We start from the raw sequence: 21,131 nt of genomic DNA on the forward strand, positions 1-21,131 counted from the left end.
TTACTGATTTTTGGGGAAAATGCAATCAGCAGTTGTTCAGTCTGCTGTAAAAGGCCGATTAACGCCCAGGGAATCCTGGTGGCATCATGCCTTTCATGCCGCGCATCATCTTCGCCATGCCGCCTTTCTTCATTTTCTTCATCATGCGCTGCATGTCGTCGAACTGTTTCAGAAGGCGGTTAACGTCCTGCACCTGCATGCCGCAGCCGGCTGCGATACGGCGCTTACGCGACCCTTTGATGATTTCTGGCTTAGCACGTTCTTTCAGCGTCATCGAGTTGATGATGGCTTCCATACGCACCAGCACTTTGTCGTCCATCTGCGATTTAACGTTGTCCGGGATCTGCCCCATGCCCGGCAGCTTGCCCATCAGGCTTGCCATGCCGCCCATGTTTTTCATCTGACGCAGCTGCTCAAGGAAGTCGGTCAGATCGAAGCCGTCGCCTTTTTTCAGCTTGCTGGCGAGTTTTTCCGCCTGCGCGCGGTCGACCTTGCTCTCAATATCTTCGATCAGCGACAGCACGTCGCCCATGCCGAGGATACGGGAGGCGATACGATCCGGGTGGAACGGCTCCAGCGCTTCGGTTTTCTCGCCCACGCCGAGGAATTTAATCGGCTTACCGGTGATGTGACGAATAGACAGCGCCGCACCGCCGCGGGCGTCACCGTCCACTTTGGTCAGCACCACGCCGGTTAACGGCAGAGCTTCGTTAAACGCTTTAGCGGTGTTCGCCGCATCCTGACCGGTCATGGCGTCAACGACAAACAGGGTCTCTACCGGGTTGATAGAGGCGTGCACCTGCTTGATCTCGTCCATCATCGCTTCGTCAACGTGCAGACGACCGGCGGTATCCACCAGCAGCACGTCGTAGAATTTCAGCTTCGCCTCTTTCAGCGCGGCATTCACGATATCGACAGGCTTCTGCGCCACGTCGGACGGGAAGAAGTCCACGCCAACCTGCTCAGCCAGCGTTTCCAGCTGTTTGATCGCCGCCGGGCGATAGACGTCCGCCGAAACGACCAGCACCTTTTTCTTGTGCTTTTCGCGCAGGAACTTACCCAGCTTACCGACGCTGGTGGTTTTACCTGCACCTTGCAGACCCGCCATCAGCACCACGGCAGGCGGCTGGGCCGCCAGGTTAAGTACCTGGTTCTCTTCGCCCATCGCCGAAACCAGTTCGTTACGAACGATTTTGACGAACTCCTGACCCGGGGTCAGGCTCTTGTTAACTTCATGACCAACCGCTTTCTCTTTCACACGGTTGATAAAATCACGGACGACCGGCAACGCAACGTCTGCTTCCAGCAGCGCCATGCGCACTTCGCGCAGCGTTTCCTTGATGTTCTCTTCGGTGAGGCGTCCACGGCCGCTGATGTTGCGCAGCGTGCGCGACAAACGATCGGTTAAATTATCAAACATTGTCTCTCGCCTGGGGTAGAAACGTTAGGTCGCCTGGGCGACACATACACAGAATTTTGCCGGAGTATAACATGAAGGCGCCTTTGTTGTTATGCAACGGTTGGAGCAGGCGTCACGTAACGTTATACTGCTTCTCTTTCTTATTAAGACAACTGTCGACGCCTATATGCCTGTTTTCGCACTGATCGCCCTTGTTGCCTACTCTGTCAGCCTCGCGCTGATCATTCCTGGCCTGCTGCAAAAAAACAGCGGCTGGCGGCGCATGGCTATTCTTTCGGCGGTGATCGCATTGATTAGCCACGCGTTTGCGCTGGAATCACGCATCATTCCCGGCGACGGCAGCGTGCAAAACCTGAGCGTACTGAACGTCGGCTCGCTGGTCAGCCTGATGATCTGTACGGTCATGACCATTGTCGCGTCTAAAAATCGCGGCTGGCTGCTGCTGCCGATAGTCTACGCCTTTGCGCTGATCAACCTGGCGTTAGCCACGTTCATGCCTAATGAGTTTATTACCCATCTGGAAGCCACGCCGGGAATGCTGGTGCATATTGGCCTGTCGCTTTTCGCCTACGCGACGCTGATCATTGCCGCCCTTTACGCCATGCAGCTCGCCTGGATTGACTACCAGCTGAAAAATAAAAAGCTGGCGTTTAACCACGAAATGCCGCCGCTGATGGTGATTGAGCGTAAGATGTTCCACATCACCCAGGTCGGCGTGGTTCTGCTGACGCTGACGCTGTGCACAGGTTTGTTTTATATGAAGAACCTGTTCAGCGTGGAGAATATCGATAAAGCAGTCCTCTCCATCATTGCGTGGTTTGTCTATATTGTCCTGTTATGGGGCCATTATCATGAGGGCTGGCGCGGTCGTCGCGTGGTCTGGTTCAACGTTGCGGGTGCCGGCATTCTCACGCTTGCCTATTTTGGTAGCCGCTTCATACAGCAATTTGCTGGCTAAGTAACAAAAGGAGTTCCCCCTGGAACACATCTCTACCACCACGCTGATCGTCATTCTGGTCATCATGGTGGTCATCTCCGCTTATTTCTCTGGCTCTGAAACCGGCATGATGACGCTGAATCGCTACCGGTTGCGTCATCGGGCCAAGCAGGGTAACCGTGCCGCGCGCCGTGTCGAAAAGCTGCTGCGTAAGCCAGACCGCCTGATTAGCCTGGTGCTTATCGGTAACAACCTGGTCAACATTCTCGCCTCTGCGCTGGGCACCATTGTCGGGATGCGTCTGTACGGCAACGCCGGCGTGGCGATTGCCACAGGGGTGCTCACGTTTGTGGTGCTGGTGTTTGCGGAAGTGCTGCCCAAAACCATCGCGGCGCTTTACCCGGAGAAGGTCGCCTACCCGAGCAGTTTCCTGCTAGCGCCGCTGCTTATTCTGATGATGCCGCTGGTCTGGCTGCTGAATATGGTGACCCGTGTGCTGATGCGCATGGTCGGTATTAAGGCCGACGTCACCATCAGCAGCGCGCTGAGTAAAGACGAGCTGCGTACCATCGTGAACGAATCCCGTTCGCAGATCTCCCGCCGCAATCAGGACATGCTCCTGTCGGTTCTGGATCTGGAAAAGGTCAGCGTTGACGACATCATGGTGCCGCGAAACGAAATCGTCGGAATCGATATTAACGATGACTGGAAGGCGATCGTCCGCCAGCTGACGCACTCCCCGCACGGGCGAATCGTGCTCTATCGCGATTCCCTCGACGATGCCATCAGCATGCTGCGCGTGCGCGAGGCCTATCGCCTGATGACCGAGAAAAACGAGTTCACCAAAGAAGTGATGCTGCGCGCCGCCGACGAAATTTACTACGTACCGGAAGGCACGCCGCTCAGCACGCAGCTGGTGAAGTTCCAGCGCAACAAGAAGAAAGTCGGCCTGGTGGTGGATGAATACGGCGACATCCAGGGGCTGGTAACGGTGGAAGATATTCTGGAAGAGATTGTCGGGGACTTTACCACGTCGATGTCGCCTTCCCTTGCGGAAGAGGTTACCCCGCAAAACGACGGGTCAGTGCTTATCGACGGCAGCGCCAACATTCGTGAAATCAATAAAGCGTTCAACTGGCATTTACCGGAAGACGAGGCGCGGACGATGAACGGTATGATTCTGGAAGCGCTGGAAGAGATCCCGGCAGCAGGTACGCGTGTGCGTATTGAACAGTATGATATTGATATTCTGGACGTTCAGGACAACATGATTAAGCAGGTGAAAGTCCTGCCCGTTACGCCACTTCGGGAAAGTATTGCCGAATAGAAGGTAGGCCGGGTGAGGCGAATGCCGCCACCCGGCACTACAGGTAGCAAATTAGGCTTTCGCTTTCGCCACGGTGACCATCGCAGCGCGAATAGTACGACCGTTCAGGGTATACCCTTTCTGCATCACGCCCAGCACGTTACCCGCGGCAACGTCTTCTGACTCAACCATCGCAATGGCCTGGTGAACGTTTGGATCCAGCGGGACATCCGTATCGGCGATCACTTCAACACCGAACTTACGCACCACATCCAGCATGGATTTAAGCGTCAGCTCGATGCCTTCAATCATCGCCGCGTTATCCGGATTAGCTTTATCCGCCACTTCCAGCGCGCGATCCAGGCTGTCGATCACCGGCAGCAGTTCGTTGACGAATTTCTCCAGCGCAAATTTGTGCGCCTTTTCAACGTCCAGCTCGGTACGACGGCGCAGGTTTTCCATTTCCGCTTTGATGCGCAGTACGCCATCGCGTTCGCGATTCTGCGCTTCTACCAGCTGAGCTTCCAGGTTGGCAATTTTTTCATCGCGCGGGTCCACCTGCTCAGCAGACGCGTCTGGCTCTACTGCCTCAACTTCATCGTGCTGTTCCGTGATAATTTCTTCAGGGGCTTGCCCCTCAGGCGTTTTCTGTTCTTTACTACTCATGAATTTCTCCGCGTTTTTCTGCATTCATCTCGCTAACTTCGCTTATTATGGGGATCAGTTTCCTGGATTCAAGGGAACAAGGCAGATTGTCATCATTCATCAGGCACAAGGACCTCCAGAACATGAATAATCATTTCAGGTGTATTGGGATCGTCGGCCATCCGCGTCACCCTACCGCATTGACGACACATGAAATGTTGTATCGCTGGCTGAGTGGTAAAGGCTATGAAGTGATGGTCGAGCAGCAAATCGCCCAGGAGTTGCAGCTTAAAAGCGTCAGAACCGGCACGCTGGCGGAAATTGGCCAGCAGGCGGATCTCGCCGTGGTGGTCGGCGGCGACGGTAATATGCTGGGCGCGGCGCGAACGCTGGCTCGCTATGATATTAAGGTGATTGGTATTAACCGTGGCAATCTCGGTTTCCTGACCGACCTCGACCCGGACAATGCGCAGCAGCAGCTGGCGGACGTGCTGGAAGGTCACTATATCAGTGAAAAACGGTTTTTGCTGGAAGCCCAGGTGTGTCAGCAGGACTGCCAGAAGCGCATCAGCACCGCCATTAACGAGGTGGTTCTCCACCCCGGTAAAGTGGCGCACATGATCGAATTCGAAGTCTATATCGACGAAATCTTCGCGTTCTCGCAGCGGTCTGACGGGCTGATTATCTCCACCCCGACCGGCTCAACCGCCTACTCGCTTTCAGCCGGAGGCCCAATCCTGACGCCATCGCTGGATGCGATAACCCTAGTGCCGATGTTCCCGCACACGCTCTCGGCGCGTCCGCTGGTGATCAACGGCGACAGCACCATCCGACTGCGTTTCTCCCATCGCCGCAGCGACCTGGAGATCAGCTGCGACAGCCAGATTGCGCTTCCTATTCAGGAAGGTGAAGATGTACTCATTCGCCGCTGCGATTACCACCTGAACCTCATTCACCCGAAAGATTACAGCTATTTCAATACATTAAGCTCCAAGCTTGGCTGGTCAAAAAAATTGTTCTGATTTTGCATCCAGCGCTTTACTGTATATAAAACCAGTTTATACTGTATACAAACACAGTTATGGTTTTTCATACAGGAAAACAATTATGCTGGCACAACTGACCATCAGCAACTTTGCCATTGTTCGTGAGCTTGAGATCGACTTCCATAGCGGAATGACGGCGATTACCGGTGAAACCGGCGCAGGTAAATCCATTGCCATTGATGCCCTCGGCTTGTGCCTCGGCGGTCGTGCTGAGGGCGACATGGTGCGCACAGGCGCAGCCCGTGCAGACCTGTGCGCCCGCTTCTCGTTAAAAGACACGCCTGCCGCCCTGCGCTGGCTGGAAGCAAACCAGCTGGAAGACGGACGTGAGTGTTTACTTCGCCGCGTCATCAGCAGTGATGGCCGCTCCCGTGGTTTTATCAACGGCACGGCGGTCCCTCTTTCCCAGCTTCGCGAGTTGGGCCAGTTGCTCATCCAGATCCATGGTCAGCATGCGCATCAGCAGTTAATCAAGCCCGAACAGCAGAAAGCGCTGCTTGATGGCTACGCAGGTGAGTACGCGCTTACTCAACTGATGGCGGAGCACTATCGTCAGTGGCATCAAAGCTGCCGCGAACTTGCGCAGCATCAGCAGCAAAGCCAGGAGCGTACCGCCCGCGCCGAGCTGCTGGAATATCAACTGAAAGAGCTGAACGAATTTAACCCGCAGGCGGGGGAATTTGAGCAAATCGACGAGGAGTACAAGCGTCTGGCCAACAGCGGTCAGCTGCTTTCCACCAGCCAGAATGCCCTGAACATGCTGGCAGATGGCGAGGATGTGAACTTGCAGAGCCAGCTGTACAACGTTCGCCAGCTTGTTACCGAGCTGACCGGCATGGACAATAAGCTGTCTGGCGTACTGGAGATGCTCGAAGAGGCCGCGATTCAGATTTCAGAAGCCGGGGATGAACTGCGCCACTACTGTGAACGGCTGGATCTCGACCCGAACCGTCTGTTCGAACTTGAGCAACGTATCTCCCGTCAGATTTCACTGGCGCGTAAGCATCACGTTACTCCGGAAGAACTGCCGAATTACTATCAGTCTCTGCTGGAAGAACAACAACAGCTGGACGATCAGGCCGATTCCCTCGAAACCCTGTCTCTGGCGGTAAATCTTCATCACCAGCAGGCGCTGGAAACGGCGAAACGGCTGCACGATGTGCGCCAACACTATGCGCTGGAGCTTAGCCAGCATATTACCGACAGCATGCATACCCTGGCGATGCCGCACGGGGTGTTCACCATCGACGTTCGCTTTGAAGAAAATCACCTGACGGCGGAAGGCGCAGACCGCATTGAGTTCCGCGTCACCACCAACCCGGGCCAGCCTTTACAGGCGATTTCGAAAGTGGCTTCCGGCGGTGAACTGTCGCGTATCGCCCTGGCCATTCAGGTGATCACCGCCCGTAAAATGGAAACCCCGGCGCTGATTTTCGATGAAGTGGATGTGGGTATCAGCGGCCCGACGGCGGCCGTTGTCGGCAAACTGCTGCGTCAGCTGGGTGAATCGACGCAGGTCATGTGTGTGACACACCTGCCTCAGGTAGCCGGCTGTGGTCATCATCACTTTATCGTCAGTAAAGAAACTGACGGCGAAATGACGGAAACACACATGAAGCCGCTGGATAAACGCGCACGCTTGCAGGAGCTGGCACGCCTGCTCGGGGGCAGTGAAGTCACGCGCAATACGCTCGCGAATGCGAAAGAACTGCTGGCGGCATAAACTTTTCCGGGATCTCAGGGTCATACAGAACAACAAAAACGCCGTCAGACCGGTTTCAAAGTGGGGCAAGGTCTATTATCATCGGCATATTACATATGAGCCGCGTACTGCTCGGGCCCGAAAAGGAATCAAATCACTATGCGCTGTAAAACGCTGACCGCTGCCGCAGCGGTTCTTCTGATGTTGACCGCAGGCTGTTCCACTCTGGAGAAAGTGGTTTACCGTCCTGACATCAACCAGGGGAACTACCTTACCCCTAACGATGTGTCCAAAATCCGTGTGGGAATGACACAACAGCAGGTCGCTTATGCACTGGGAACCCCGATGATGTCCGATCCGTTCGGTACAAATACCTGGTTCTATGTATTCCGCCAGCAGCCTGGTCATGAAGACGTGAGCCAGCAAACCCTGACGCTGACCTTCAGCAGTGCTGGTGTGCTAACCAATATCGACAACAAGCCTGCCCTGACCAAATAATCAGGCGTCAGCAACGCAAAAAGGTGCTCAATGAGCACCTTTTTTGTATACGTTTATTGGCTATTTACCGGATTTCTCTGCTCGCTGACGGCGCAACTCTTTCGGGTCGGCAATCAGTGGACGATAGATTTCAACCCTGTCGCCCTCTTTCAGCACATCACCGAGCTTAACCGGACGGCTATAAATGCCGACTTTATTCTTCGCCAGATCAATATCACGGCGAAGTTCAAGGATGCCGGAGACCCGGATAGCCGCCTCAACGGTGGCCCCCTCTTCCAGCATCACGCGCTGCAAATACTGCTTCTCCGGCAGCGCATACACCACCTCAACAGCAATCTTATGCGACACTGTAAACCTCTTTGGCGCGCGTGGTGAACGCCTGAACCATATTCGAGGCCAGCTCTTTAAAGATACGGCCAAACGCCAGTTCGATCAGCTTATTGGTAAATTCAAAATCCAGATGGAACTCAATACGGCAGGCGTCTGCGCTCAGCGGCGTAAACTTCCACCCTCCCATCAGTTTTTTAAACGGACCATCCACCAGATGCATCAAAATACTCTGATTGCTCGTCAGGGTATTGCGCGTGGTGAACGTTTTGCTGATCCCCGCTTTGGAGACATCCACGGCCGCAGTCATCTGCGTCGGGCCGGATTCCAGCACCCGGCTACCGGTGCATCCCGGTATAAATTCCGGATAGGACTGAACGTCGTTCACTAACTGATACATTTGTTCCGCGCTGTAGGGAACAAGCGCAGTACGGCTAATCTGAGGCATAGCATTTTCCATGGTCACACAACAGACAAATAATAACATTTATCACCTGTTAAAAAAACGCTAAGCCTTATCTCGTGCTAAGATAGCGCGTTAGACCTCACAGGACGCAATGAGGTGTCTTTTTAAAATCAGATTACCGACGGCTTTACGACACTTATGACGAAGAAAAAAGCACATAAACCTGGTTCGGCGACCATTGCGCTCAACAAGCGTGCTCGCCACGAGTATTTCATCGAAGAAGAATTCGAGGCCGGCCTTGCGTTGCAGGGCTGGGAAGTAAAATCGCTGCGTGCCGGGAAAGCCAACATTGGCGACAGCTACGTGATCCTGAAAGACGGTGAGGCCTTCCTGTTCGGCGCGAACTTCACGCCGCTGACCGTTGCCTCTTCACATTACGTCTGTGATCCAACCCGCACCCGCAAGCTGCTGCTGAACAAGCGCGAACTGGAATCCCTCTACGGACGCATCAACCGGGAAGGCTTTACCGTGGTTGCGCTCTCTTTGTACTGGAAAAACGCCTGGTGCAAAGTGAAAATCGGCGTTGCAAAAGGTAAGAAACAGCACGACAAACGTACTGACCTGAAAGCACGCGAGTGGCAGCTCGACAAAGCACGTATCATGAAAAACGCAGGGCGTTGATTCTGCGCACTTATTGTACTATTCAATAAGTTAGCGTTTCGGGCTGGTATCGAGGAAGTAAAATCTGGTATACTGAGTTCAACACTATTGGGGCTGATTCTGGATTCGACGGGATTTGCGAAACCCAAGGTGCATGCCGAGGGGCGGTTTGCCTCGTTAAAAGCCGCAAAAAAATAGTCGCAAACGACGAAAACTACGCTTTAGCAGCTTAATAACCTGCTAAGAGCCCTCTCTCCCTAGCTTCCGCTCTTAAGACGGGGATCAAAGAGAGGTCAAACCCAAAAGAGATCGCGTGGAAGCCCTGCCTGGGGTTGAAGCGTTAAAACTAATCAGGCTAGTTCGTTAGTGGCGTGTTTGTCCGCAGCTGACGTGCGAATGTAAAGACAAACTAAGCATGTAGTACCGAGGATGTAGAAATTTCGGACGCGGGTTCAACTCCCGCCAGCTCCACCAAAATTCTCCATCGGTGATTACCAGAGTCATCCGATGAAGTCCTGAAAGCCCGCACGGCGCAAGCCCTGCGGGCTTTTTTGTGTATCCCCCCTCCCGCCCAGCGCCCCCTCACACGCCAGTGCCAGCATCATCAGTGCTGCCTCATCCTCCTGCATTGATAAAATCTCCATACCCACCGGCACCCCTTTGCGGCTCACGCCGCACGGCAACGTTATTGCCGGCAGACCGCTGATGGCGGCCAGCTCCTACCCGCAGCCTGACGCCGCTGTCAGAGGCCTATATTGCCGGGCTGCGCGACTACAGCGTTGAGGAGATGCGCCAGCGCGCGGTAACCGGCGATGACCGCTGCTGGTCAACACAGGGACTGCTGGATTCGGTGCTGCCGGGACACGGCGGCGAAATTGCGCCGGTCATCTGTTTTGGCATTTCACAGGATCGGGATTCCGCTCCCGCTATCGTGAGTCCGCACGGTTTTTCCGTCGAATGGCTGCGTCTTTCTGAGGATCACGTTGTGGGCCGACACCTGTGCCCGGATATTCAGGTCATCATGGTCTTTAAAGGCCAGTTGGAGGTCACATGGAACGAGGAGATCCTGCAACAGGCGAGAGAACACAATCGCTGTCTCGATCCCGATGGCTACGTGGCCGATGCCGACTTCCTGCCCGCCACGGCCCGTCGGGCCGGTGCAATAATGGAGAAATGGCAGGCGGATGCCTGACTGGTTTTATTACCGTAACCACGATACTGGCGCAGGCTGTTTACTGCGCCATTGTGATTACCCACATACTGTCCCTCACCAGACCTTCTCCACGGTCAAACATTATCCGACCATCGCCTTCTCCAGAACGGTAATATTTTTCCCTGCAACGTTTTCCACCGTGAAATTATCGGCATACAGCAAAATGAGTTTCAGTCCTCTGCCGCTTTCAGCCAAAAGACAGCCGTCGAACGTCACGTCTTCACGCCCCGCCGCGAGACGTTCAGCAGGAAATGCATCGCCATCATCCGTAAAACGCAGCGTCGCGCCCGAGCGGGTAGCGATGAACTCCACGGTGAAGCAACGTTCCGGGTCCTCATGTAGCGCATGGCGAATAATATTGGTTGCCGTTTCACAGGCGGCGAGATCGAGCGCAAAGCGCCAGTCATCGCTGACGGACAGCGAAGCCATCTGACGTTCAAGCCACGCCGCGAGCGGCGAGACTGAGCTTAACGAGGCGGGAAGCGTGATGTCGTTAGCCACGGTCAACTCACTGATTAAGCTGCGCAAGTGCCGTAGCGCGATCCGGGCAGATGCGAAATATGCGATCCATACGAGTCAGGGTGAACATGTTGCGTATACCGGGGTTCAGCGCGCACAGCACCATGTCACCTTTACCGTTCATCATTTTGAGCAGCGATACAAGCGCGCCCAAACCGCTACTGTCGATAAAATCGATTTTGCTGAAGTCGACAATCAGGGCTTTACGATCCTCACCGAGCTCCCGGGTGACGGCATCTTTAAAGGCCGCCGCCACCGAGGCGTCAAGTCTTCGCACCGAGGGCGTCATAATATTCACGCCGGGATGCCTTTCTGTATCAATATTCATTGCCTTTCTCCAGTACGCTCAATAATTAACAGGGAAACATCGTCGGCCATTGCCTGGGGTTCCCGGCGTTCCCCACTGCGCCAGTGAACAAGGTGCTGCGCAAACTGCGGTAAGAGCTGTTCCAGCGCTAGCGTGGCATCACGCTGAAGCCGATGCTGCAAACGCGCCTGCCCAAACTGTTCGTTATCAGGGTTCTCACACTCGGTAATACCGTCACTGAACAGGCAGAGTCGTTCGCCCGGTGCCAGCGAGAAGTTCACGTCTGTCCAGCTCAGATCCGGCATCAATCCTACCGGCGCGCCGCCTTCACCGACCGTCCTGATCTCGCCGCCAGGGTTCACAATAAAGGGAGTGGGATGCCCGGCCTGGCAAAGCTTGCCTTCACCTGTAGACAGGTCGATAACACCGTAAATCATGGTGAAATAGCTCATTATCTCCACCTCTTCGCTGCAAAATCGACCGTTCAGGATCCGAACGACGTCCGCGGGAGAGGCTACATCGCTATCGTCCGCAAACAGAAAACGCTCCACCGCTCTGCCATGCAGAAACTGACGGGCCACGGCAAGCGACATCATCGCCGCGCCGACGCCGTGCCCGGATACATCCACGCAGTAGAATCCCAGGTGATTGTCCAGCGGGAAGACATTGAAAATATCGCCAGACACCCAGGCTGACGGCAGGAAAATCCAGTCGGCAAAATAATCCCGGTAGCGCAGCTGATGCGCGGGCAGAACCGACTGCTGGATACGTGCCGCCACCTCAAGGTCTTGCTCTATCTGCCTTAACGCCTCGCTAAGGCGCGCATTACGCGCAGCAAGCGTGGCTTCAAGGGACAAAACCCGTGCCCCCGCGTGCAATCGCGCCCGCAGCTCACTCTGCTCGACCGGCTTATTGAGAAAATCATCCGCCCCGGCGTCAAACCCCACCGTCAGATCGCCCGGCTCTTCGCGCGCGGTAAGCAAAATTAAATAAACATAATGTCCAAACTGACGGCTGCGAACCTCCCGGCACAATGTCAGGCCATCCATTTCCGGCATATCCCAGTCGCTAATCACCAGGCTGACGGGCTGGTTTTCAAGGATCTCAAGTGCGGCGACGCCGTTCTCCGCCTCGTAGACGATGTACCCCCACTGCGTCAGCATTCGGCTGAGCAGGCGACGATAAACCAGCGAATCTTCAACAATCAGGACGTGCTGTGACACCCTACGCCCTCCTAAAGCGGTAAGAACCAGATGACGCTGACGGTGCCTTCCCGAAATTTGCCGCTGCCGCTCTGGTGGCCGGGGTAACGGGTGCCGGAATAGTTAGCGTACTGAACGGAGAATGAACCCGGCGTATAGCCCGCGTAGCCAAAGCTATAGCTATAGTCGCCGTTCCAGGGCTGTTGCTGGCTGCTGTCCGGGAACCAGAACGCAGTGGCGCGCACGAAGAAGTGCTGCTTAAAGGTATAACCGCATCCGCCCAACACCACGTTCTTGTTTTTGCGGATATCGTTGCTGTCCAGATCGTAATAGCGCGGAACCCAGCTGTAGCCCATCTGGCAAATGATGGAGTCGCCTTTGTTGATCAGGAGCGTATTCTCCACGGGCTTCGGCAGTGAAAATTTATACGCCAGCGTCACGGCCCCCTGTTCAAAATAGGTGTTACGACGCGTTCCAGACGTCCAGAAGCGGTTATCCCCGTAATTGCTGTACACCAGGCTGACCGTGTTGGCATGCCAGTCGTCATAGCCAAAGCTGTAACGAAAATCAGCCGTATAGCGGCTGGTGTCCGTCACCGGCAACCGCGATGTCACGTTGGCAAACCAGTAACTGTAGGGTGAGTATTGCAGGCTGAGATTGAGCGTCTGGTTGTATTTACGTTTCTGCTCCGCGCTGTCCGAGCTGTTCGGGATGGTCATCCACTGCTCTTTCAGTCCGGAACTAAAGCTCAGCGCGCCAGAGAAGACGTCTTCATTCCCCGAGAACAGGCGACCCCAGCGGCTGGTGAACACGCCAGCCTGCACCGGTTCGCCGTTCTTGTCACGTAGCGATTCCGCATCGTCCTTCGGCGCAGCCTCTGTGCCGGTAGCAACGCACAACAGCGCACAGGTCAGCAACAATTTATCCCGCATCTGCCCTTCCTTAGTTAGGTATCCAGCGTGCGGCGACGTTATATTTCGCCATCAGCCACAGTACGCCCAGCGTCACCGCGTGGATGAAGGTATTCACAACCCAGTCCTGGCGCCACAGATCGAACGTGACGAACTGGCTTACCAGGAATACGACGTAGACGTGCAAAATAAAGGTGTAAAGCGAATGCTGACCAAGCGGGATGAGAAACCAGCCCGCCAGGCGATACAGCGGCTGCCAGCACCAGGTCAGCAGCAGATAGACCGTCACCATCAGGCTGATATCGTTTACTACCCTGACGGGTCCAAGGCCATTTTTTGCCGCCCAGGTATGATAAAACGCGTTAAAGTTCTCGGGTGAAAGGCTGTGCATGAGCAGCCCGGGGGGCATGAACGGGTTGGTATGATTCTGGGCGATAAAGCCAAGCACCAGCGCAATCATCACCAGCGCCACGAGCACCACCTTACCGGCGGGGGTGCGGGCAAAAGAGATCAAGTCTTCTTTGTACCAGCCGCTGCACATTCCCAGCACAAAAATGAACTGCCAGGCCAGCAGCGGAAACGCGAATTCAAACTGAGACGGCGTCACGCGCACCGGCCATATCTGCCAGCAACCGTAGACGAGCAACGATAACCCCAGCAGCCAGTAGACGTATCCTCTCTGGAGCATTCCCAAAAACAGCGGACTTAACAGCAGAAGAAAAATATAGAGACCCAGGATTTGCGTTTGATGAGGACCAATTTGCAGGTAGAGGACAATGTTAAACCAGGTTTCTTTAATTTGCGGTGTCACCGGATACAATGCCCAGGTTGTACCTGAGTAACGATCGGTAAAATGGGTAACCTCAAAGACGTTAATAAACGGCAGATACCCTAACAGCAAAAATGAAAGAATAATGATGATATTTACGCGATATATTTTCCATGCGCGCAGATATAACCCCCAGGATATCGTCAACAATACCGCTTTTTGCAATCTGGCACGGTTTAACATTCCCAGCATAAATCCGGAAAGGATCACAAACCCTTCAGCACCGGTGACCAGACCAAACCTTTCCCAGGTGAATATATTAAATATCGACATCACTTCCGTGTGCGCCACCACCATCATTACTAAGGCGATACCGCGCATAAAATCAATACGTAAATCACGTTTATCCGACAGGACGTAACGCCATGCCGTTGGTTTTTCAGTATCTTTTCTTATAAGCACAGGCGCAATCTGGCTCATGGGGCGTCGCGTTCTCCATGCTAAAAAGTTTCTTGTATTTTATTTAGATAGCGTAAAGAAAAGCATATAGCAATTTTTGACAACGCTTACGATATTATTAAGCGTAGTTAACGATTATTTAAGCATGCCTGAAAGATCGGTTTTTTACGCCTCTGGAATTATTTTATCCACCATCTACACTTACTTTACTTTTTGTTTTAGCGGACGTTATTTTCTGTTTTGTGCTCCCTGTCGGTAACGGGTCAGTTATTAATAGCCATCGTGGAATCAGGATATCCTTCTCTATGGATTTTTATTTTTCCCGTTTTGAACATCGCCAGCCGCCTGAACCGCTTAAGACACCGCGCTGGGTAATGCTAACATGGCAGGTATTAGCGGTTGCCGCGCTGATTTTAGGCGCTAATTATCTTTACTGGCGCTGGACAGCCTCCTTAAATACCGATGCGCTGTGGTATGCCATTCCGCTGGTATTGGCGGAAACGCTGGCCTGGATCGGCACCGTGCTGTTCACCATTAACCTGTGGAAAGAGGACGATCCGCCGCAAAACCCACCCCCGGTTGAGATCAATGACTGCCTGCGCCCCGAAGACGCGGAAGCATCCAGACCCCTGAAGGTCGATCTCTTTATCGCAACCTATTCAGAAGACGTGGAGCTGGTCAGGCTTTCTATTCGGGACGCCATGAAGATGGTCTACCCGGTTCCGCTGGACTATAAAGTGCACGTGCTTGACGATGGTCGACGGCCAGAAATGAAAGCCGTCTGCGATCAGGAAGGCGCCAACTACATCTCCCGCCAGACCAATATTGGCTTCAAGGCCGGTAATTTGCGAAACGGACTTGAGCAAACTGACGGAGATTTTCTGATCATTTGCGATGCCGATACCCGGGTATTCCCCACCCTGCTCAGCCACACGCTGGGCTATTTTCGCGATCCTGACGTCGCCTGGGTCCAGACGCCGCAGTGGTTTTTCGACCTGCCGGAAGGCGAAAACCTGGCGCGCTGGCTTGGGCGGAAAGCGGGCAAACCGGGATACGGGCTGGGATGGCTTGCGCAGAAATTCATCGGGCCGGTGACCATTGGCCGTGACCCCTTTTTTAACGATCCGCGCATGTTTTATGACGTGATTTTGCGCCGGCGAAACTGGGCCAACGCCGCTTTCTGCTGCGGTGCGGCGTCTGTACACAGGCGCGAAGCGGTAATGCAGGCCGCACTGCGCAGCTATGTCTGGACGGTGGAAGAAGAGGTTGAGCGGCACACGCGGGATATACGCGATCCCGTCATGCGTGAAACCCTTCAGGATGCCATGCGCCCTCACGTGGCTTTCGACACAGAGCTCACGCCCTATAAGTTTCACGTTTCGGAAGATATTTATACCTCCATCCTGCTCCACGGCGATGCCGCCCGCCGCTGGCGCTCGGTGATGCACCCGCGGATCGAATCGAAAATGCTCTCTCCGCAGGACATGCTGACGTGGATGATCCAACGCTTCAAATACGCCGCGGGTTCACTGGATATTTTGTTCCACGACAATATTTTCAGCCGCCGCCGTTTTAAGCTTTCTCTGCCGCAGACCCTGATGTATGCCACCACCTTCTGGTCCTATCTGGCCTGCGTGTGGAACACCATTTTCCTGATATCGCCCATTGTTTACCTGTTTACCGGCATTCCGCCTGTTTCAGCCTGGTCAGAGCCCTTTTATCTTCATTTTTTACCCTTTTTCATCATGTCGGAGCTGGCCTTTATGTTCGGCACCTGGGGGATTTCAGCCTGGGACGGCAGAGCGTCATATCTCTCCTTTTTCTCAATGAACCTGCGTGCGCTCGATACGGTACTGCGCGGTGAACAGATCAAATTCCACGTCACGCCGAAAGAGCGGCAGACGGGCAGGTTTCTCTATCTGGTGAAACCGCAAATCGCCATCGTCGTGCTCACCCTGGCCGGGCTGATTTGGGGCGGTATTCAGGTCGCTCGCGGGCAGGTTGACGATCCCTCCGGCTACGTCATCAACATTTTCTGGGGCGCAGTCAACATTGCCGCCATGCTGCCGCTGATCTTCGCCGCCATGTGGACCCCGGCTGAGGAAGAGGTGAGCGAATGAGAAAACGCGACGCGCTTTTGTCAGCCCGCAGTTACCTCACGATCCTGCTCGGCTTTCTGCTGGGATTCGCCATCGTCGTCTGGGTTGAAAAACAGATGCCAACACGCGTTGAAGGCAGCGCGGGGATGTCGCTGAGTAACGATTTCCCGCCCCTGCCCGCTCCGCGTGAGCTGACATTCGAAGAGGCCATTTGGGGGCGGGTAGCCTGGCAGTATTATGTGAACAATACGCAGCCGAATGGTCTGGCCAACGCGCACGACGGCGAGCCCTGGCTCAGCCTGTGGAGCACCGGCAGCTATCTGTTTGCCGCTGTAGCCGCCAGGCAGCTCAACATTCTTACTCCCGACGAATTTGATGAACGCATCGCGGCCGCACTGGCTGCTCTCACCCGTCTTCCGCTCAACCCGCAGGGGCTGCCCGCGGCCTATTACCATGCCGACACGCTGGAAGCCCTGGGCAAACCGGACGCCTCGGCTATCGGCATGGGCCGCCTGCTTAACGCCCTGCAAACGCTGCTGTGGCGCTACCCCCAGCATGCCGCCGACGTGCGCGATCTTTTAGAACGCTGGAAGTTGGGCGCCCTGATTGCCCACAACACCAGCAGCCAGGCCGCGGTCCCGCTTCACCACTGGGCGCTGGCAACGGACGAGCCGCGAAACAGCTTCGGCTATCGCCTGTATGCCAGCCATACGCTTCGGCTGATCGACAACGCGGCGGGGCTGGCGGTGACGAACCCGCCGGAAGGGCAGCAGATGATCGACATCGACGGAATAATGGTGCCTGATGAAGGGCTACGCACCCCGTGGGGTCGGCAGCCTTCGCTTATCAGCCTTCCCTATTTATTAACGGGCCTCGAGCTGGGTTTCGACGCGCAGAGCGCCGAAATCGCCTGGCGCATAATGCAGATCCAACAGCGCCGTCACGGCCTGCGGGTCCGCAAGCCGCCGATCAGCACCGATTACGCCGAGCCCGCGCCGGATTACGTCAACGATCTGCCCGATCGCCAGCCGCTGCAAAATAGCGCTCTGCTTGACGCCACGCCGGAGCAAACGGCGATAACCTCGACCCGCACCGCCTTTGCCTGGTACGCCCTGTTCCGCAACGGCTGGAGCGAAGCGCTACGCCAGCAGGTGCAGAAGCTACAGGTGCCGGGTAAGGGCTGGCAGCGCGGGCTTAACCTTAACAGCAGCGTGAACGAGATCGTTGACGCCGATACCAATTCGGTCGTTCTTGAAAGCCTGGCGTACATTGCTCACGGTCAGATGCTTTGTCTGGCCTGCCCTGGCCCCGCCACTCCCCCCACATCTTCAGCAGGAGCGAAGCCATGAAGCTGAAATCAATACTCTTTTTTCCTCTTCTGGCCGGGCTTGTGGCAGGCTGGCTCTCACTCTCTGCGGCCCAGGCAGCGACCGGCCTTCCCGCCTCGGATTACCCGCCGCGTAGTGGGGAACTCACGCCTCGCGAGATGACCATTGCCAAAAACGCCTGGCAATATTTCGTTGTGAACTACCAGCCCACTACCGGCCTGGTGAATGCCGTCAATAAATTTCCCTCAACCACCATGTGGGACAGCGCCTCCTATATGGCCGCGATGACGGCCGCGAGGGAGCTGGGGATTATTGATAAAGCCGAATTCGATCGCAGAATGCTGAAATTACTCGCCACCCTCAATAAACTGGATTTGTTCCGCAACGAACTGCCCAATAAAGCCTATAACACCATCACCGCCCAGAAGGTTAACTACCAGAACAAACCTGGCGAGATTGGCTTCTCGGCGCTGGACATCGGCAGGATGCTGATCTGGCTGAAGGTCATTAAGGAGCGCTATCCGGAATACAGCAACAGCATTGATAACGTGATGCTGGGATGGAATTTCACCAACGTCATCAACCCCTGCGGGATGATGTACGGCGCCTACCTGGAAAATGGCCAGCCAAAATACGTGCAGGAGGGACGGCTGGGATACGAAGAGTACGGTGCTGCGGGCTTTGCGCTGTGGGGCTTTGGCACCTGTCAGTCGAGCCAGCCCCAGCCCTACGAGCTGGCTGAAATCTACTGCGTTATGGTGCCCTATGACTCGCGCGATCCGCGCCTCACCAGCCAGCATAACTACGTCGTCACCGAATCCTATGTGCTTTACGGCCTGGAATTTGGTTTCGACAAGCCGACGGACAGGGAGAACAGCCCACGCGATTACTCTCATCCGTGGATGAAAAACTTTGCCGACAGGGTTTACCAGGCTCAGGAGAATCGCTACGCCATCACCGGTATTTTATCCGCTCGCTCTGAGCATCAACTCGATAAGTCCCCCTACTTCGTCTACGACACCGTTTTTAGCGACGGCTTCAACTGGAACACCATTACCGATAAAGGCGTGTACGTTCCCAACACGGCCGCCGTCTCGCTGAAAGCGGCGCTCGGGATGTGGGTTCTCTGGAATTCGCCTTATACCGATCGCCTGCTGGACGCCATTGAAAACGCCAACGAGGCGGACAAAGGATACTACGAAGGGCTGTACGAAAACGGCGACGGCCCCATCAAAGAGTTCACCGCCAATAACAACGGGATCATGCTTGAAGCCCTGTTGTTCAAGAAAGAAGGCAAGCTGTTGCAGTTCAACAGCGATAATCCCAAAGATCGCCACTTCGCCCCTTCCCTGTGGGAGAAAAAGCTGGTGGACCTCTTTGAACCCAATAATGCCTCGCGAAACCGCCCGTTCCTGAACAGTACGCCAGCGGTTAAGACATGGTGTGAACAGACCGGAACCACCCTGCGCACCAAACCCGCTTGCCAGGCCTGTCAGTGTGCCACCTGTAATACGGACGAGCCTGTAAAACTGCCGCCGGTGACCGCACAATGCTTAAGACCTTAGCCCGCGGTCTGGCTGCCGCTGTCCTCATTCTTATTATCGCCTTCGTCCTGTTCCGCCAGGAGGGCGCAGGGTGGCGCTGGCTGACCAAAGGTGGCTGGCACACCACCGCGCGCATCAGTAGCCTGACGCCTCAGGAGCGGGAGTGGGCGCGTATCGCCTGGCGCTATTTTGACAATAACACCCAGCCTCAGACAGGGCTGGTCAACGGCAGCGATAAACAGCCGCGCGTTACGCTGTGGCAAATGGGCGATACGCTTATCGCCCCGCTGGCTGCCCGCGACCTTGATCTTATCCAGGCGGACGAATTCGACGCCCGGCTGACGCGCCTGCTCGGAACCCTCAATCGCCTGACGCTGACCGAAACCCGCACCCCCGGCAGGCTCTATTCCAGCCGAACGGCGTCACCCATCGATTTCACAGGAAAACCGGCGCCGCGCGGCTGGTCGGCAAAAGATATGGCCCGTCTGATGCTGGCGCTGCGGCTCGCAGCCGAGCGTGCACCTGAGTACCGTGAATATCTGGATAAAATCATCCTGCGCTGGAATTTCTGTCCGGTGATGGACAAGGACGGGGAGCTGTGGTCTGCGTCCGTGCAGAACGGGCAGCCGTTGGTGCGCGACGAGCTGCGGCTGGGTGAAAGCGAATATGCCGCCAGCGCGTTTCGGCTGTGGGGATTTTCATCGGATAAGGCATTCTCTCCGCCTTCTCAGAACATCATTCTGTACCAGCGTAGCCTCGCCGTTGACGCGCGCGATCCCAGAACGACCTGGCAGCCGTCGCTGCTCTCCACCCTTCCCGCCATGCTGCCGGGGCTGGAGTTTGGCTGGCAACCGCCCGGCGTGACGTCCGATATTCACAAAACGCTGCGCGCGCGGGCCGAAGCCGTATGGCTTAGCCAGAAAACGCGCTGGGAGCGTGAGCGCGCGCTCACAGCACGCGCCGATTTTTACCTCTCTCAGGCTCCCTGGCACGTAGAGGACACCGTCTGGGGAAATGGCTATGCCTGGAACACCCTGGGCGACGACGGAAAAAACTATCCCCGCCTGGCACAGGTGAGCACGAAGGCCGTCTTCGTGCTCTGGGCGCTGTGGGAGACCGATTACACTGACGCGTTAATGGCCGTTACCCGGCACCTGAATAACCCGAAACAGGGCTGGTTTGAGGGCCGCGTTGAGGCAACCGGCGACATCAATCCGACGCTCACCCTCTCGACGAACGCCATGGTGCTGGAAGCGCTGCTGTACAAACACAACGCCGGGCCGCTGTTTGAAAATGGCCTTGTGGAAAACGATGGCTATTTTTCCCGCCGCACGTCGGATCCCTTCAACCCGCCCGGCCTCTGCCTGCCGGGCGAACGCGCCGCGAGGGCCACACCATGAAATTTTATCGCGATCTCTTTGACGCCAGCCTGAATCGCGTTCTGCCAGAGAATGATAAACGGCGCTTTTTGCAGGCTTTCTGGGAGACGTTTATCCATATGTCCCCCGAAACGGAGCAGCATTTTGCCCGGGGCCAGGGGCGGGATGGCCAGCAGACGATCTTCAAGTGCTTTTTCGCCATGCTTGCCGTTGACGGTGCGCTCTTCGTGCCGGATTTTCTGGAACGTCTGGCGCGGGAGCAGACTGATGAAGGGTTACGCCTGCCGCCGCGATTTTTCGGACTCTGGCGGGAGGCCATGCTCAGGACCGTGCGCACCTGCGATCCCCTTTGCGACGAAGAGATCCTCACGGCCTGGGCGATGGCGATAGCGCCCGGGCTGGAGTATCTGCGCCGCCAGGCGGAGCTGCACTATCAGGCCGGAGGCGAGTAACC

At 55.6% G+C, this 21,131-nt stretch carries 22 protein-coding genes and 1 other RNA gene; 13 read left to right on the plus strand and 10 right to left on the minus strand.

The annotated features are described in order from the left end of the window. Positions 1-58: 58 nt before the first annotated feature. Positions 59-1,420 (minus strand): signal recognition particle protein, encoded by a 1,362-nt coding sequence (gene ffh / locus A3466_RS07365; protein WP_003863132.1) that lies wholly within the window; start codon positions 1,418-1,420, stop codon positions 59-61. A gap of 166 nt (positions 1,421-1,586) precedes the next feature. On the opposite strand from ffh, the gene A3466_RS07370 reads away from it, so the two are divergent. Both A3466_RS07370 and A3466_RS07375 read left to right on the plus strand, forming a co-directional pair. Further along, a complete protein-coding gene (locus tag A3466_RS07370; RefSeq protein WP_003863130.1) occupies positions 1,587-2,378 on the plus strand; it encodes a cytochrome C assembly family protein in 792 nt (263 codons plus the stop codon). A gap of 19 nt (positions 2,379-2,397) precedes the next feature. Continuing rightward, on the plus strand, positions 2,398-3,684 hold the full coding sequence (locus tag A3466_RS07375) for an HlyC/CorC family transporter (RefSeq protein WP_063450050.1): 1,287 nt from the start codon (positions 2,398-2,400) through the stop codon (positions 3,682-3,684). 51 nt (positions 3,685-3,735) lie between these two features. On the opposite strand, the gene grpE is transcribed toward A3466_RS07375, so the two are convergent. Next, a complete protein-coding gene (gene grpE / locus A3466_RS07380; RefSeq protein ID WP_063450051.1) occupies positions 3,736-4,329 on the minus strand; it encodes a nucleotide exchange factor GrpE in 594 nt (197 codons plus the stop codon). A 122-nt stretch (positions 4,330-4,451) separates the two neighbouring features. Here grpE and nadK point away from each other — a divergent pair, with 122 nt between their 5' ends. From nadK to bamE, 3 genes are all read left to right on the plus strand, one after another. After that, positions 4,452-5,330: an NAD(+) kinase gene (nadK, locus tag A3466_RS07390; protein WP_063450052.1), complete on the plus strand. Its 879-nt coding sequence runs from the start codon at positions 4,452-4,454 to the stop codon at positions 5,328-5,330. 85 nt (positions 5,331-5,415) lie between these two features. Beyond that, positions 5,416-7,077, plus strand: a complete 1,662-nt coding sequence (gene recN, locus A3466_RS07395) for a DNA repair protein RecN (protein WP_063450053.1) — start codon at positions 5,416-5,418, stop codon at positions 7,075-7,077. A 138-nt stretch (positions 7,078-7,215) separates the two neighbouring features. Beyond that, a complete protein-coding gene (gene bamE / locus A3466_RS07400) occupies positions 7,216-7,554 on the plus strand; it encodes an outer membrane protein assembly factor BamE (RefSeq protein ID WP_063450054.1) in 339 nt (112 codons plus the stop codon). Positions 7,555-7,614: 60 nt separating this feature from the next. On the opposite strand, the gene A3466_RS07405 is transcribed toward bamE, so the two are convergent. Then, the gene (locus A3466_RS07405; RefSeq protein ID WP_063450055.1) at positions 7,615-7,902 is read right to left on the minus strand and encodes an RnfH family protein; all 288 of its coding nucleotides are present in this window, start codon (positions 7,900-7,902) and stop codon (positions 7,615-7,617) included. Next, a complete protein-coding gene (locus A3466_RS07410) occupies positions 7,892-8,329 on the minus strand; it encodes a type II toxin-antitoxin system RatA family toxin (protein ID WP_003863117.1) in 438 nt (145 codons plus the stop codon). Before A3466_RS07410 ends, A3466_RS07405 begins: the two co-directional genes overlap by 11 nt. A gap of 156 nt (positions 8,330-8,485) precedes the next feature. Here A3466_RS07410 and smpB point away from each other — a divergent pair, with 156 nt between their 5' ends. Together smpB and ssrA are read left to right on the plus strand one after the other, a co-directional pair. Then, entirely contained in the window at positions 8,486-8,968 is a 483-nt protein-coding gene (gene smpB, locus A3466_RS07415) for an SsrA-binding protein SmpB (RefSeq protein ID WP_003863115.1), read from the plus strand. A gap of 89 nt (positions 8,969-9,057) precedes the next feature. After that, positions 9,058-9,421, plus strand: a transfer-messenger RNA (tmRNA) gene (gene ssrA / locus A3466_RS07420). A 26-nt stretch (positions 9,422-9,447) separates the two neighbouring features. Here the strand turns inward: ssrA and A3466_RS22240 are convergent. Further along, positions 9,448-9,591, minus strand: coding sequence for a hypothetical protein (locus A3466_RS22240; RefSeq protein WP_245167740.1), 144 nt, complete (start codon positions 9,589-9,591; stop codon positions 9,448-9,450). 143 nt (positions 9,592-9,734) lie between these two features. On the opposite strand from A3466_RS22240, the gene A3466_RS07425 reads away from it, so the two are divergent. Beyond that, positions 9,735-10,139: a hypothetical protein gene (locus A3466_RS07425; RefSeq protein ID WP_063450056.1), complete on the plus strand. Its 405-nt coding sequence runs from the start codon at positions 9,735-9,737 to the stop codon at positions 10,137-10,139. Positions 10,140-10,241: 102 nt separating this feature from the next. On the opposite strand, the gene A3466_RS07430 is transcribed toward A3466_RS07425, so the two are convergent. The 5 genes from A3466_RS07430 to opgC form a co-directional block, all read right to left on the minus strand. Next, positions 10,242-10,661, minus strand: coding sequence for an ATP-binding protein (locus A3466_RS07430; protein WP_082830919.1), 420 nt, complete (start codon positions 10,659-10,661; stop codon positions 10,242-10,244). Between the two features lie 7 nt (positions 10,662-10,668). After that, entirely contained in the window at positions 10,669-11,007 is a 339-nt protein-coding gene (locus A3466_RS07435) for an STAS domain-containing protein (protein WP_063450057.1), read from the minus strand. Next, positions 11,004-12,149 carry a PP2C family protein-serine/threonine phosphatase gene (locus A3466_RS07440; RefSeq protein WP_432416606.1) on the minus strand — a complete coding sequence of 382 codons (1,146 nt, stop codon included), beginning with the start codon at positions 12,147-12,149 and terminating at the stop codon, positions 11,004-11,006. Before A3466_RS07440 ends, A3466_RS07435 begins: the two co-directional genes overlap by 4 nt. A gap of 71 nt (positions 12,150-12,220) precedes the next feature. Beyond that, on the minus strand, positions 12,221-13,120 hold the full coding sequence (locus A3466_RS07445) for a hypothetical protein (RefSeq protein WP_063450059.1): 900 nt from the start codon (positions 13,118-13,120) through the stop codon (positions 12,221-12,223). A 10-nt stretch (positions 13,121-13,130) separates the two neighbouring features. Continuing rightward, entirely contained in the window at positions 13,131-14,348 is a 1,218-nt protein-coding gene (gene opgC, locus A3466_RS07450) for an OpgC domain-containing protein (RefSeq protein ID WP_063450060.1), read from the minus strand. Between the two features lie 284 nt (positions 14,349-14,632). Between opgC and A3466_RS07455 the strand changes: the two genes are divergently transcribed. Genes A3466_RS07455 through A3466_RS07475 form a run of 5 tightly spaced genes read left to right on the plus strand, consistent with a single transcriptional unit; the run spans position 14,633 to position 21,129 of the window. After that, positions 14,633-16,447 (plus strand): glycosyltransferase, encoded by a 1,815-nt coding sequence (locus tag A3466_RS07455; RefSeq protein ID WP_063450061.1) that lies wholly within the window; start codon positions 14,633-14,635, stop codon positions 16,445-16,447. Further along, positions 16,444-17,775 carry a DUF3131 domain-containing protein gene (locus tag A3466_RS07460; protein WP_063450062.1) on the plus strand — a complete coding sequence of 444 codons (1,332 nt, stop codon included), beginning with the start codon at positions 16,444-16,446 and terminating at the stop codon, positions 17,773-17,775. Before A3466_RS07455 ends, A3466_RS07460 begins: the two co-directional genes overlap by 4 nt. After that, positions 17,772-19,319, plus strand: a complete 1,548-nt coding sequence (locus tag A3466_RS07465) for a DUF3131 domain-containing protein (protein ID WP_063450063.1) — start codon at positions 17,772-17,774, stop codon at positions 19,317-19,319. Before A3466_RS07460 ends, A3466_RS07465 begins: the two co-directional genes overlap by 4 nt. Further along, the gene (locus A3466_RS07470) at positions 19,304-20,698 is read left to right on the plus strand and encodes a DUF3131 domain-containing protein (protein WP_063450064.1); all 1,395 of its coding nucleotides are present in this window, start codon (positions 19,304-19,306) and stop codon (positions 20,696-20,698) included. Before A3466_RS07465 ends, A3466_RS07470 begins: the two co-directional genes overlap by 16 nt. Next, positions 20,695-21,129, plus strand: a complete 435-nt coding sequence (locus A3466_RS07475; RefSeq protein ID WP_063450065.1) for a hypothetical protein — start codon at positions 20,695-20,697, stop codon at positions 21,127-21,129. The genes A3466_RS07470 and A3466_RS07475 overlap by 4 nt, the downstream gene beginning before the upstream one ends. Positions 21,130-21,131: the final 2 nt, after the last annotated feature.

Source organism: Enterobacter genomosp. S (assembly GCF_001631805.1).
GTDB lineage: Bacteria > Pseudomonadota > Gammaproteobacteria > Enterobacterales > Enterobacteriaceae > Enterobacter > Enterobacter quasihormaechei.

Coding starts and splice junctions, on each gene's coding strand:
- nadK (WP_063450052.1), top strand. CDS start 4,452: ATGAATAATCATTTCAGGTGTATTGGGATCGTCGGCCATCCGCGTCAC.
- A3466_RS07460 (WP_063450062.1), top strand. CDS start 16,444: ATGAGAAAACGCGACGCGCTTTTGTCAGCCCGCAGTTACCTCACGATC.
- bamE (WP_063450054.1), top strand. CDS start 7,216: ATGCGCTGTAAAACGCTGACCGCTGCCGCAGCGGTTCTTCTGATGTTG.
- A3466_RS07455 (WP_063450061.1), top strand. CDS start 14,633: ATGGATTTTTATTTTTCCCGTTTTGAACATCGCCAGCCGCCTGAACCG.
- A3466_RS07410 (WP_003863117.1), bottom strand. CDS start 8,329: ATGCCTCAGATTAGCCGTACTGCGCTTGTTCCCTACAGCGCGGAACAA.
- A3466_RS07475 (WP_063450065.1), top strand. CDS start 20,695: ATGAAATTTTATCGCGATCTCTTTGACGCCAGCCTGAATCGCGTTCTG.
- smpB (WP_003863115.1), top strand. CDS start 8,486: ATGACGAAGAAAAAAGCACATAAACCTGGTTCGGCGACCATTGCGCTC.
- A3466_RS07470 (WP_063450064.1), top strand. CDS start 19,304: ATGCTTAAGACCTTAGCCCGCGGTCTGGCTGCCGCTGTCCTCATTCTT.
- A3466_RS07370 (WP_003863130.1), top strand. CDS start 1,587: ATGCCTGTTTTCGCACTGATCGCCCTTGTTGCCTACTCTGTCAGCCTC.
- A3466_RS07445 (WP_063450059.1), bottom strand. CDS start 13,120: ATGCGGGATAAATTGTTGCTGACCTGTGCGCTGTTGTGCGTTGCTACC.
- recN (WP_063450053.1), top strand. CDS start 5,416: ATGCTGGCACAACTGACCATCAGCAACTTTGCCATTGTTCGTGAGCTT.
- grpE (WP_063450051.1), bottom strand. CDS start 4,329: ATGAGTAGTAAAGAACAGAAAACGCCTGAGGGGCAAGCCCCTGAAGAA.
- opgC (WP_063450060.1), bottom strand. CDS start 14,348: ATGAGCCAGATTGCGCCTGTGCTTATAAGAAAAGATACTGAAAAACCA.
- A3466_RS07435 (WP_063450057.1), bottom strand. CDS start 11,007: ATGAATATTGATACAGAAAGGCATCCCGGCGTGAATATTATGACGCCC.
- A3466_RS07465 (WP_063450063.1), top strand. CDS start 17,772: ATGAAGCTGAAATCAATACTCTTTTTTCCTCTTCTGGCCGGGCTTGTG.
- A3466_RS07425 (WP_063450056.1), top strand. CDS start 9,735: ATGCGCCAGCGCGCGGTAACCGGCGATGACCGCTGCTGGTCAACACAG.
- ffh (WP_003863132.1), bottom strand. CDS start 1,420: ATGTTTGATAATTTAACCGATCGTTTGTCGCGCACGCTGCGCAACATC.
- A3466_RS22240 (WP_245167740.1), bottom strand. CDS start 9,591: ATGGAGATTTTATCAATGCAGGAGGATGAGGCAGCACTGATGATGCTG.
- A3466_RS07440 (WP_432416606.1), bottom strand. CDS start 12,149: ATGCTGACGCAGTGGGGGTACATCGTCTACGAGGCGGAGAACGGCGTC.